At 60.2% G+C, this 12,332-nt stretch carries 10 protein-coding genes and 1 pseudogene; 10 read left to right on the top strand and 1 reads right to left on the bottom strand.

The window, feature by feature from the left end; genetic code table 11:
* The first annotated feature begins 42 nt into the window (after positions 1 to 42).
* The 8 genes and pseudogenes from CAF65_RS07555 to CAF65_RS07520 all read left to right on the top strand — a co-directional run bounded on the left by CAF65_RS07555 (position 43) and on the right by CAF65_RS07520 (position 8,082).
* Positions 43 to 1,126, top strand: a pseudogene (locus CAF65_RS07555) (diguanylate cyclase domain-containing protein).
* Positions 1,127 to 1,251: 125 nt separating this feature from the next.
* Positions 1,252 to 2,347, top strand: a protein-coding gene (prfB, locus tag CAF65_RS07550; protein WP_143492085.1) for a peptide chain release factor 2 whose coding sequence is annotated in 2 segments (ribosomal slippage) — positions 1,252 to 1,323 and positions 1,325 to 2,347 — 1,095 coding nt in all. Because the reading frame shifts where the segments join, the coding sequence is not laid out codon by codon here.
* 112 nt (positions 2,348 to 2,459) lie between these two features.
* Complete coding sequence (gene lysS, locus CAF65_RS07545; RefSeq protein ID WP_085715731.1) at positions 2,460 to 3,962, top strand: lysine--tRNA ligase; 1,503 nt, start codon at positions 2,460 to 2,462, stop codon at positions 3,960 to 3,962.
* A 111-nt stretch (positions 3,963 to 4,073) separates the two neighbouring features.
* The gene (locus CAF65_RS07540; RefSeq protein WP_085715730.1) at positions 4,074 to 4,778 is read left to right on the top strand and encodes a TetR family transcriptional regulator; all 705 of its coding nucleotides are present in this window, start codon (positions 4,074 to 4,076) and stop codon (positions 4,776 to 4,778) included.
* A gap of 50 nt (positions 4,779 to 4,828) precedes the next feature.
* A complete protein-coding gene (locus CAF65_RS07535) occupies positions 4,829 to 5,383 on the top strand; it encodes a hypothetical protein (protein WP_085715729.1) in 555 nt (184 codons plus the stop codon).
* A 32-nt stretch (positions 5,384 to 5,415) separates the two neighbouring features.
* A complete protein-coding gene (locus tag CAF65_RS07530) occupies positions 5,416 to 6,693 on the top strand; it encodes a flavohemoglobin expression-modulating QEGLA motif protein (protein ID WP_008019601.1) in 1,278 nt (425 codons plus the stop codon).
* 148 nt (positions 6,694 to 6,841) lie between these two features.
* Positions 6,842 to 7,756 carry an alpha/beta hydrolase gene (locus tag CAF65_RS07525; RefSeq protein ID WP_085715728.1) on the top strand — a complete coding sequence of 305 codons (915 nt, stop codon included), beginning with the start codon at positions 6,842 to 6,844 and terminating at the stop codon, positions 7,754 to 7,756.
* Positions 7,753 to 8,082, top strand: a complete 330-nt coding sequence (locus CAF65_RS07520) for a hypothetical protein (RefSeq protein ID WP_008051386.1) — start codon at positions 7,753 to 7,755, stop codon at positions 8,080 to 8,082. Before CAF65_RS07525 ends, CAF65_RS07520 begins: the two co-directional genes overlap by 4 nt.
* 123 nt (positions 8,083 to 8,205) lie before the next feature.
* On the opposite strand, the gene CAF65_RS07515 is transcribed toward CAF65_RS07520, so the two are convergent.
* Positions 8,206 to 8,550 carry a pilin assembly protein gene (locus CAF65_RS07515; RefSeq protein WP_085715727.1) on the bottom strand — a complete coding sequence of 115 codons (345 nt, stop codon included), beginning with the start codon at positions 8,548 to 8,550 and terminating at the stop codon, positions 8,206 to 8,208.
* 200 nt (positions 8,551 to 8,750) lie between these two features.
* Here CAF65_RS07515 and ppc point away from each other — a divergent pair, with 200 nt between their 5' ends.
* Both ppc and adk read left to right on the top strand, forming a co-directional pair.
* Complete coding sequence (gene ppc, locus CAF65_RS07510; protein ID WP_085715726.1) at positions 8,751 to 11,381, top strand: phosphoenolpyruvate carboxylase; 2,631 nt, start codon at positions 8,751 to 8,753, stop codon at positions 11,379 to 11,381.
* 288 nt (positions 11,382 to 11,669) lie between these two features.
* Positions 11,670 to 12,317, top strand: a complete 648-nt coding sequence (gene adk, locus CAF65_RS07500) for an adenylate kinase (protein ID WP_085715724.1) — start codon at positions 11,670 to 11,672, stop codon at positions 12,315 to 12,317.
* Positions 12,318 to 12,332 lie beyond the last annotated feature (15 nt).

The following is a 12,332-nucleotide window of genomic DNA, read 5'->3' as shown; positions in this document are numbered from 1 at the left end:
TTAGCAGCAATCCTGGCACAGGCAGTTCTCAGGTGAACGCACATGAATGAATTACAGCTCGATGACTTCAAGACTGACGAAAATGCCGCCATGGTGTTGTTGGTGGACGATCAGGCGATGATCGGCGAGGCAGTACGGCGCGGGTTGTCGAACGAAGAAAACATCGACTTCCACTTCTGCGCCGATCCGCACCAGGCCATTGCCCACGCGGTCCGCATCAAACCGACAGTGATCCTGCAGGATCTGGTCATGCCCGGCCTTGACGGTCTGAGCCTGGTGCGCGAATACCGCAATCATCCGGCGACGAAGGACATTCCGATCATCGTCCTGTCAACCAAGGAAGATCCGCTGATCAAGAGCGCGGCCTTCGCGGCCGGGGCCAACGATTATCTGGTCAAACTGCCGGATACCATCGAACTGGTCGCGCGCATCCGCTATCACTCGCGCTCCTACATGACCTTGCTGCAACGGGACGCGGCGTATCGCGCGTTGCGGGTCAGCCAGCAGCAGTTGCTCGACACCAACCTGGTGCTGCAACGCCTGATGAACTCCGATGGCCTGACCGGGTTGTCGAACCGTCGGCACTTCGATGAGTACATGGAGCTGGAGTGGCGCCGTTCGCTGCGTGAACAGAGCCAGTTGTCGTTGCTGATGATCGATGTGGATTACTTCAAGACCTACAACGACACCTTCGGCCACCTGGAAGGCGATGAGGCCTTGCGCATGGTCGCCACGGCGATCCGCGACGCCAGTGCCCGGCCGTCCGACCTGCCGGCTCGTTACGGCGGTGAAGAATTCGCCCTGGTACTGCCCAATACCTCCCAGGGCGGTGCGCGTCTTGTGGCGGAAAAACTGCGCATGACCGTGGAGGCGCTGAAAATCCCGCATATTGCCCCGACTGAAGGATCGAGCCTGACCATCAGCATCGGCCTGTCGACCATTACCCCGAAAACCGGCAGCAATTGCCGTGACCTGATCCTGGCGGCGGACAAGGGGCTGTACCTGGCGAAGAACAATGGGCGCAATCAGGTGGGGATCGGCTGAACCGAATCCCCCTGTAGGAGCGAGCATGCTCGCGATGGTCGTTAACGATGGCGATGGCTATCTGAATAAACGCGGTGCCTGAGCGTTTCTCGCGAGCAAGCTCGCTCCTACAGGGACTTGGCTTTTCGGCCAGGCGGACTGCCGTTACCGGCCGTTTCCCGGTATACTCGCCGGCTTTCAAAAGTTCGCCAACGAGTGCTGCCCGTCATGGAAATCAACCCGATCCTGAACACCATCAAGGACCTGTCCGAGCGCTCCGAAACTATTCGGGGGTATCTTTGACTACGATCAAAAGCATGAGCGTCTGACCGAAGTCAATCGCGAGCTTGAAGATCCGAGTGTCTGGAACAAACCTGAATATGCCCAGGAGTTGGGCCGCGAGCGCGCTGCGCTGGCGCAAATCGTCGATACCCTGGACGAGCTGAAGACCGGTCTGGCCGATTGCCGTGACCTGCTGGACATGGCCGTCGAAGAAAACGACGAAGGCGCAGTGGGCGATGTCGTCGCCGAACTGGCCCGTCTCGAGGAAAGTCTGGCCAAGCTGGAATTCCGCCGCATGTTCAGCAACGAAATGGACCCGAACAACGCCTATCTGGACATCCAGGCCGGTTCCGGCGGCACCGAAGCCCAGGACTGGGCCAACATTCTGCTGCGCATGTACCTGCGCTGGGCCGACAAACGCGGTTTCGATGCGACCATCATGGAGCTGTCCGCCGGTGAAGTCGCCGGGATCAAGGGCGCGACCGTGCACATCAAGGGCGAATACGCGTTTGGCTGGTTGCGGACCGAGATCGGCGTACACCGTCTGGTGCGCAAGAGTCCGTTCGACTCCGGCAACCGTCGCCACACCTCGTTCTCCGCGGTATTCGTCTCGCCAGAGATCGATGACAAGGTGGAAATCGAAATCAACCCGGCAGACTTGCGGATCGACACCTATCGCTCCTCCGGTGCCGGTGGTCAGCACGTAAACACCACCGACTCGGCCGTACGTATCACCCACGTACCGACCAACACCGTGGTCAGCTGCCAGAACGAACGTTCCCAGCACGCCAACAAAGACACCGCCATGAAAATGCTGCGGGCCAAGTTGTACGAGCAGGAAATGCAGAAGCGCAACGCAGCGTCCCAGGCGCTGGAAGACACCAAGTCCGATATCGGCTGGGGTCATCAGATCCGTTCTTATGTACTCGATGCCTCGCGCATCAAGGATCTGCGCACTAACATCGAGCGCAGTGACTGCGACAAGGTACTCGACGGTGATATCGATGAATACCTGGAAGCGAGCCTGAAGTCCGGGCTGTAAGCAATGCAATACGGGATCGGCTGACACCCCCCCGATCCCCTGTAGGAGCCAGCTTGCTGGCGATCCCCGACCGCAGGCCGGGGGCAACGAACCAGATGGAATATCTAAAGACATGAGCGACCTAGAACTCGATCCGCAAGCCCTGCAACAGGAAGAAAACTCCCTGATCGCCCTGCGCAAGGAAAAGCTTGCTGCCGAGCGCGCCAAGGGCAATGCCTTCCCGAACGACTTCCGCCGCGAAAACTACTGCGATCAACTGCAGAAACAGTACGCGGACAAGACCAAGGAAGAGCTGGCAGAGGCTGCGATCCCGGTCAAGGTTGCCGGTCGTATCATGCTCAACCGTGGCTCGTTCATGGTGATCCAGGACATGACCGGGCGAATCCAGGTCTACGTCAACCGCAAGACCCTGTCCGAAGAAACCCTGGCCGCGGTGAAAACCTGGGACATGGGCGACATCATCGCCGCCGAGGGCACCCTGGCCCGTTCCGGCAAAGGCGACCTGTACGTTGAAATGACCAGCGTGCGCCTGCTGACCAAATCCCTGCGCCCGCTGCCGGACAAGCACCACGGCCTGACCGACACCGAACAGCGCTACCGTCAGCGCTACGTTGACCTGATCGTCAACGAAGACGTGCGCCAGACTTTCCGCGTGCGTTCGCAAGTCATCGCCCACATCCGCAGCTTCCTGATGAAGCGTGACTTCCTGGAAGTGGAAACGCCGATGCTGCAGACTATTCCTGGCGGCGCGGCAGCCAAGCCGTTTGAAACCCACCACAATGCACTGGACATGGGCATGTTCCTGCGTATTGCGCCGGAGCTGTACCTCAAGCGGCTTGTTGTTGGCGGGTTTGAAAAAGTGTTCGAGATCAACCGCAACTTCCGTAACGAAGGTGTATCGACTCGTCATAACCCTGAGTTCACCATGTTGGAGTTCTACCAGGCTTACGCCGACTACGAAGACAACATGGACCTGACCGAAGAACTGTTCCGCGAACTGGCTCAGCTGGTTCTGGGCAGCACCGACGTGCCGTACGGCGACAAGGTGTTCCACTTCGGCGAGCCGTTCGTGCGTCTGTCGGTGTTCGACTCGATCCTCAAGTACAACCCCGAGTTGACCGCTGACGACCTGAACGACATCGACAAGGCTCGCGCTATTGCGAAGAAGGCCGGCGCCAAGGTGCTGGGCTTCGAAGGCCTGGGCAAGTTGCAGGTGATGATTTTCGAAGAGCTGGTCGAGCACAAGCTGGAGCAGCCGCACTTCATTACCCAGTACCCGTTCGAAGTGTCGCCGCTGGCCCGTCGTAACGACGAGAACCCGAACGTCACCGACCGTTTCGAGCTGTTCATCGGTGGTCGTGAAATCGCCAACGCCTACTCCGAGTTGAACGACGCGGAAGACCAGGCCGAGCGCTTCATGGCCCAGGTGGCCGACAAGGACGCCGGCGACGACGAAGCCATGCACTATGACGCCGACTTCGTTCGTGCGCTGGAGTACGGCATGCCGCCAACGGCGGGTGAAGGCATTGGTATCGACCGCCTGGTGATGCTGCTGACCAACTCCCCGTCGATCCGCGACGTGATCCTGTTCCCGCACATGCGGCCGCAAGCGTAAGTGCTTCAATTAAAAAACCGCCTTTTCAGGCGGTTTTTTATTGCCTGTCTGGTACAAACGTATCAACTTGTTACTTTCATCTGAGAGGAAATACCTGTCGTGATTCGTGCAATGGCTCAAGAAGGTGCAGCGGGTATCGCCACTGCGGTCGCTGAAAGCGTTCAGTACCAGGGTCGCAAGGCCAGCCGACAGGGCAGTGAACAGCGACGACAGGAGATTCTCGACGCCGCGATGCGCATTGTCGTGCGCGATGGCGTGCGTGCCGTCCGGCACCGTGCGGTGGCCGCCGAGGCGCAAGTGCCGTTGTCTGCGACCACTTACTACTTCAAGGATATCGATGACTTGCTCACCGATACCTTCGCCCAATACGTGGAGCGCAGTGCGGCGTACATGGGCAAGCTGTGGGTGAACAACGAGGGGCTGTTGCGCGACATGATCGCCAGTGGCGATGGCAGCCCGCAGGCGCGCTCGAAACTAGCGGACGACATTGCACGGCTGATGACCGATTACGTTCACCGGCAACTGGTCAATCGCCGTGAGCATTTGATGGCCGAGCAGGCGTTCCGCCAGGAAGCGTTGCTGAACCCGCGTCTGGCCGAACTGGTGCGCTCGCATCAGCAAATCCTGTTGCAGGGCTCCTGCCAGCTGTTCCAGGTGTTGGGCTCGCGCGAGCCGCATCAGGATGCCAAGGTGTTGACGGCGATTATCGGCCGGATGGAATATCAGGGGCTGCTCAACGCAGGCGAGCCTGCCGCCGAAGAGGAAATGCTCGGTATCCTGACGCGCTACATGCACCTGGTGCTGGCGTCGGAGTAGTTCCGGCTGGTGCTTTACCCTGTGGGAGTGTGTTGAAAAGGGAGTGTTGAATGAAAGACTGGCGTGTCGTTGTGATCGCCTTGTCGTTCCTGCTGCTCAGTGGCTGTCTGGTGACCTTCAAGGAGCCGCTGCCTGCAAGCGAGCCCGCGCCCAAGGGATTGCTCGGCAAATGGACCAGCACCAATGGCTGGGGCGAGCCGCTCAACCTCGAACTGACCCGCATCGGCGGCAACCGCTATCAGGCCGTCAGCTATTACCGGGCCAGGCCCAGGGAGCGGGAGGCCTATTCCTTCACTGTGTCGCGCCATGGCAACCGCTGGTATCTGTCGGCGAAGGTGCCGGCGCAGTTCGGCGGGCATTTCGCCATTGGCGGTTTTGAGCTGACCGACAAGCATGAGCTGGTGGTCTACAACCTCGACCTCGACCAGATCAACCAGGCCATGAAGCAAAAAGCCCTGAGCGGTGAGAGCTTCCAGACCAACGACGGCGATGGCGTACTGATCGACAGCAACATGGATCAAGTCACCGCCTACCTCGACGACCCGGCCAATTCCGATGTGTTCGTCGAAGCGGTGCGCTACCAGCGTCAGGCCAAAGCCAAATAACCGGCAACAGCAGGCTTCTACAGGAGTTTCGGGTGGACGATTACCAACAGTCGATACGCATTTTGTCCGATCGCATCGTGCTGGCGCAGACACCGATCCGTGTCCTTGATGCGGTCAAATGGGACGACAACATTCGCAAGGGCTTCCTCAAGGCCAAGGGCAAGGAAATGCCGGCAGTGGACCGTGACTACTACCTCAACCGGCCACTGGCGTTCGACTCCAGCAAAGTCAAGCTGGAGTTCCAGAATATCGAGCGCGATATCACCCGCCAGCTTGGCCAGTTCAACCCGGTCGGGCAGATCATGCGGCGCATGTGCAAGGAATACCGCATGGTGGTGCGCATGCTCGAAGCGCGTGGCACAGAGGATTTCGGCCTGATTTCCCAGGAATTGTACGGCGCCGCCTCCGACGCGTTCCATGCCGGCGACCCGACCCTGTCCGACCTGGGCATGATGCTGTCCGAATACCTGAACAACATCGACGGCCGTGGCGATCTGAAAGATGAACCGAAAACGCTGACTGCCAAGGATGCGGTTGATATGTTGCAGCATCGCTTGAACAAGGTGTTTGGCGAAGCCGAGGAAACCATTCGGGTGTTCGAGTCCGACGGGATTGTCGCCGATGCGGCGGCCGGTGCCGACTACATCAAGATCCGCACTGACGCGATGTTCAACGAGCGTGACGTGCGGGCCCTGGAAGTCCACGAAGGGCTGGTGCATGTAGGCACGACACTCAATGGTCTGAATCAGCCGATCTGCACCTTCCTGTCCAAGGGGCCGCCCTCGTCGACGGTGACCCAGGAAGGCCTGGCGATCCTGATGGAAATCATCACCTTTGCCTCCTACCCGAGCCGCCTGCGCAAGCTGACCAACCGCACGCGGGCCATTCACATGGTGGAGGAGGGCGCGGATTTCCTGCAGGTGTTCGAGTTCTTCCGTGAACAAGGCTTCGAGATGCCCGAGAGCTACAGCAACGCCAGTCGCGTTTTCCGCGGCTCGGTGCCGACAGGTCTGCCATTTACCAAAGACTTGTCCTACCTCAAGGGCTTCATCATGATTTACAACTACATTCAACTGGCCGTGCGTAAAGGCAAGCTGGAGCAGATACCGCTGTTGTTCTGTGGCAAGACCACCCTGGAAGACATGCGCACCTTGCGCCAGTTGGTGGATGAAGGCCTGGTGGTACCGCCCAAGTACCTGCCGGAACAGTTCCGTGACATGAATGCGTTGTCGGCGTGGATGTGTTTCTCCAACTTCCTCAACCATCTGAGCCTGGACCGGATCGAGGCGGATTACTCCAACATCCTCTAACGGTGACGCGAACCATTGTGGGAGCGAGCCTGCTCGCGATAGCGGACTAACATTCAACCATTGTGTTGTCTGGCACACCGTCATCGCGAGCAGGCTCGCTCCCACAGGGTTGTGTATTCCATCCCCATTTCCAGCGAGGTTTCAACGGATGAGAACCCTCGGCATCATCTGCCTTCTGCTGGCCTTGAGCGGTTGCAGCTCGCTGCTGTTCTACCCCGAACCAGGCCAGTTGTTCACCCCGGAAAAGGCCGGGCTCGAGTACCGCACCGTCACCTTGAACACCGCCGATGGCCTCAAGCTGAATGCGTGGTGGCTGCCGGCGAAGCAGGGGCTCGAGGTCAAGGGCACGGTGCTGCACCTGCACGGCAATGGTGGAAACCTGCCCATGCACCTCGGCGGGAGCTTTTGGTTGCCGAAAAATGGTTACCAGGTGTTGCTTGTGGACTATCGCGGTTATGGCTTGTCCGAAGGCAAGCCGAGCCTGCCGGCGATCTATCGGGACATCGATGCGGCATTCGCCTGGCTGGACAAGTCGCCCGAGGTTCAAGGCAAGCCGCTGATACTGCTCGGCCAGAGTCTCGGTGGCTCGATGGCCGTGCATTACCTGGTCCAGCACCCGCAACGGCAGAAACAACTCAAGGCCATCGTCCTCGATGGCGCACCCGCCAGTTACCGCAGCGTGGGTCGGTTTGCCCTGAGCACCTCATGGTTGACCTGGCCGTTCCAGGTGCCGTTGTCATGGCTGGTGCCGGACGGCGACAGCGCGATCAACTCCATGGCGCAACTCAAGGATGTGCCGAAACTGCTCTACCACAGCATCGACGATCCGATCGTGCCTCTTTCCAACGGCATCCGACTGTATCAAGCTGCGCCGCCGCCGCGGGTGCTGCAACTGACCCGTGGCGGTCATGTGCAGACGTTCGCCAATCCGGTCTGGCGCAAAGTCATGCTGCGTTATCTCGAGGATCCGCAGCATTTCAACGGCCTGCGCCGCCTGGGTGAAATCCCCAATTATCCGGCAGCCCAGAATTCAGAAGATGAACCACCAGAGAGCCCGCAATGAGTGAAGAACGTAACGCCATCCCGCTGATCATCACCGGTATCTGCAGCATCCTCGGCACCGTCGGTGCCCTGTGGTGGTACGGCTACCTGCACTTCGCCAAGCCTGAGGATGCGTTGCTGCTCAACGAGTTCACCATGCTCAAGACCATTCCGGGTGAAGACTACAAAGTCTCCCTGGAGCCGGCAGCCCAGGTGGCGCAGTGCATCGATGGCGTGCTGGTGCTGTTCGACATGGAACAAAAAGGCCTGACCGGTGTGCTGGTCGACAGCAAGAAAAAAGCCGTGCGCTGCATGGGGCAGGAAACGCCGCAGAAGCTGGAGCAGTAACAGCGTTTCGATGGCAGTACAGGACCCAATGTGGGAGCGAGCCTGCTCGCGAATGCGATTTAACATTCAATATTGATGTTGACCGATACACCACTTTCGCGAGCAGGCTCGCTCCCACAAGGTTCAGTGATTCTGTTTGTCGTCAGGCATCGACAAATCGTGCAGGTGCCGACGGGACAGCGCCAGGAAACGCGGCGTCGGCCCGATGTCTTCGTAGAGCGGATCGCCTTCTTCGTCGGTGGCGACCACGGTCGAGCCTTTGACGTACGGGAAACTTCTTTCCAGTTCTTCCAGCGCGGCGCCGATCAGATCGCCGAGCAGTTCTTCGGGATGCCGCTTGGGGTACATCTCGATGATCGCGGCCAGCCGTGCGGCCGACTCGACGTCCAGGTGAATCGAGTAGCCGGTGTCGGTCAGGCGACCCTTGGCGTTTTCTTCCCAGTGGTGGGCAAGCTCGCGGATTTTCATATTGACCTCATGGCGCTCCCGCTCGTGGCAGGCAGGGTGAGTGTCCGGCATTGGCCGGCGATAGTCGTTGTACGGCTTATCTTCAGACTAGCTTCAACAGGCAAGGTTTAAAGGCCCTTCGTCGTCTTGCTTGTAAGAACCGGTCTGGGGCGGCACTCTCTAGGTTCGTAGCCGCCCGGATTTTTGCTGGAGACCTGCTGATGACCGATATTGATGCACGCTTGCGCGAGGACGTTCACCTGTTGGGTGAGCTGTTGGGCAACACCATTCGTGAACAATATGGCGACGGTTTTCTCGACAAGATCGAGCAGATCCGCAAGGGCGCCAAGGCTGACCGGCGCGGCTCCATGGACGCCGAACTCAGTGCCAGCCTCAACCAGTTGACCGAAGACGAATTGCTGCCTGTGGCGCGGGCGTTCAACCAGTTTCTCAACCTGGCCAACATCGCCGAGCAGTACCAGTTGATTCACCGCCGCGAGGAGTCGCAACAGGCGCCGTTCGAAGCCCGGGTGCTGCCGGAATTGCTCGCCCGCCTGCGCGCCGAGGGGCATGGCGCCGAAGCGCTGGCCCGGCAACTGGGGCGACTGGAAATCGAGCTTGTACTGACCGCACATCCCACCGAAGTCGCGCGTCGCACGCTGATCCAGAAGTACGACGCCATCGCCGCGCAACTGGCGGCTCAGGATCACCGTGACCTGACCAGTGCCGAGCGCGGGCAGATCAAGACCACCTTGCAGCGCCTGATCGCCGAAGCCTGGCACACCGAAGAAATTCGCCGCACGCGTCCGACGCCGGTGGACGAAGCCAAGTGGGGTTTCGCGGTGATCGAGCATTCGCTGTGGCAGGCCATTCCCAATTATCTGCGCAAGGCCGATCAGGCCCTGCACGCCGCCACCGGCCTGCGCTTGCCACTGGAGGCGGCACCGATTCGCTTTGCCTCGTGGATGGGCGGTGACCGCGACGGCAACCCGAACGTGACGGCGGCGGTTACCCGAGAAGTTTTACTGTTGGCGCGCTGGATGGCGGCTGATCTGTACCTGCGCGATGTCGATCACCTGGCGGCTGAACTGTCGATGCAGCAGGCCAGCGATGAATTGAAGGCCAAGGCGGGAGACAGCGCCGAACCTTACCGGGCAGTGCTCAAACAGCTGCGTGAACGCCTGCGGGCGACGCGCAATTGGGCGCACACCTCGTTGTCGGCACCAACGCCGGCACCGGCCGATGTGTTGCAAGACAACCGCGAACTGCTCGATCCACTGGAGCTTTGCTATCACTCTTTGCACGAGTGCGGCATGGGCGTGATCGCCGACGGGCCGTTGCTCGATTGTCTGCGCCGGGCAGTGACCTTTGGTCTGTTCCTTGTTCGTCTGGATGTGCGCCAGGACTCCTCGCGGCACACCGCCGCCATGACCGAAATCACCGACTACCTTGGCCTGGGCCGCTACGAGGACTGGAGTGAAGAAGAGCGCATCGCCTTCCTGATGCGCGAATTGAGCAATCGTCGTCCCTTGCTGCCGGCGTACTTCAAGCCCTCCGCCGACACCGCCGAAGTGCTGGCGACCTGCCGGGAAATCGCTGCTGCGCCGCAGGCATCCCTCGGTTCCTATGTGATTTCCATGGCCGGTGCGGCTTCCGATGTCCTGGCTGTGCAGTTGTTGCTCAAAGAGTCCGGCGTGTTGCGGCCGATGCGCGTAGTGCCGCTGTTCGAAACCCTGGCCGACCTCGACAACGCAGGTCCGGTGATCGAGAAGCTGCTGCTGTTGCCGGGCTATCGCGCGCGCCTGCAAGGGCCGCAGGAAGTGATGATCGGTTACTCCGACTCGGCCAAGGACGCCGGCACCACTGCGGCGGCCTGGGCGCAGTACCGGGCGCAGGAGCGCCTGGTGGATATCTGCCGCTCGCACGCCGTTGAACTGCTGTTGTTCCACGGTCGCGGTGGCACCGTGGGGCGTGGCGGCGGCCCGGCCCACGCGGCGATCCTGTCGCAGCCACCGGGTTCGGTGGCGGGGCGTTTCCGCACTACCGAACAGGGCGAAATGATTCGATTCAAATTCGGCCTGCCGGACATCGCCGAACAGAACCTCAACCTGTATCTGGCCGCCGTGCTTGAGGCGACCTTGCTGCCTCCGCCGCCACCAACGCCTGAGTGGCGCCATTTGATGGACGAGCTGGCCGCAGACGGTGTCAGCGCTTACCGCACCGTGGTGCGGGAAAATCCGCAGTTCGTGGAGTACTTCCGACAGTCCACGCCGGAACAGGAGCTTGGTCGTTTGCCGCTGGGCAGTCGTCCGGCCAAGCGTCGGGCCGGGGGAATCGAAAGCCTGCGGGCGATTCCATGGATATTCGGCTGGACCCAGACACGCCTGATGCTACCGGCGTGGCTGGGTTGGGAGGCCGCCCTGAGCAAGGCACTGGAGCGTGGTGAAGGCGAACTGTTGGGGCAGATGCGTGAGCAGTGGCCGTTCTTCCGCACCCGCATCGACATGCTGGAAATGGTCCTGGCCAAGGCTGATGCCGAGATTGCTCAGTCCTACGATGAACGTCTGGTCGAGCCGGATCTGTTGCCATTGGGTGCACACTTACGCGACCTATTGTCGCAGGCGTGCACCATCGTTCTCGGCCTGACCGGGCAGTCGCAGCTGCTGGCACATAGCCCGGCGACCCTTGAGTTCATCCGCTTGCGCAACACCTACCTCGACCCGCTTCATCTATTGCAGGCCGAGTTGCTGGCCCGTTCGCGATTGCAGGACGTGGCGCAGGGCAGCCCGGTAGAACAGGCGTTGCTGGTGTCTGTCGCGGGAATTGCCGCCGGTTTGCGAAACACCGGCTAAGGTTTTTGCCGTGGGGTCAGGCATCCGGCAGGTGGGTCGGATGCCGCTGTATGACGGGTTGAAAAGTGCTGTCAGGCGACAGTTAATGATGGGGTTGCGACTTGGGAAACTGTGCGCAATGGTCGCAGGAGGCAGCGGTTTCTCCGACTTTTGGCGGCTTGTGTGGGCGCAGCCTGCTGTGTATCTTGAGCAGCCTTTGGCCGTTTGGGCGGTCACGACCCTATTTTTGAGATTGGCCCCACGAGGCGAATCTGACGTTATCCATATAAAAAATTGAGGAGCACATCGATGCGCGTCATTCTGCTGGGAGCTCCCGGGGCCGGTAAAGGTACTCAGGCTAAGTTCATCACCGAAAAATTCGGCATTCCGCAAATCTCCACCGGCGACATGCTGCGTGCCGCGGTCAAGGCCGGCACCGAGCTGGGCATCAAGGCCAAGAGCATCATGGATGCCGGCGGCCTGGTGTCCGATGACCTGATCATTGCACTGGTCAAGGACCGCATCGCCCAGTCCGACTGCGCCAACGGTTTCCTGTTCGACGGCTTCCCGCGCACCATTCCCCAGGCTGAAGCCCTGGTGACGGCTGGCGTCGAGCTCGATGCAGTGGTTGAAATCGCCGTCGAAGACGAAGAAATCGTCCAGCGTATCGCCGGTCGTCGTGTTCACGAGGCCAGCGGCCGCGTGTACCACATCGTCTACAACCCGCCGAAAACTGCTGGCATTGACGACATCACCGGTGAAGAGCTGGTACAGCGCAAGGACGACACCGAAGAAACCGTGCGTCATCGCCTGTCGGTCTACCATTCGCAGACCAAGCCGCTGGTGGAGTTCTACCAGAAGCTGTCGGCTGCCAATGGCAAGCCGCAGTACAGCCATATCGAAGGTGTTGGCTCGGTTGAAGCGATCACCGCCAAGGTACTTGAAGCGCTGAGCTGAAAAACCTGATCCGCT

Origin of the sequence: Pseudomonas sp. B28(2017), from assembly GCF_002113025.1 — a bacterium.
In the GTDB taxonomy this organism is placed as follows: Bacteria; Pseudomonadota; Gammaproteobacteria; order Pseudomonadales; family Pseudomonadaceae; genus Aquipseudomonas.
Note: the sequence above shows the minus strand (reverse complement) of the source record. Positions and strands in the feature narration are given on the sequence as shown.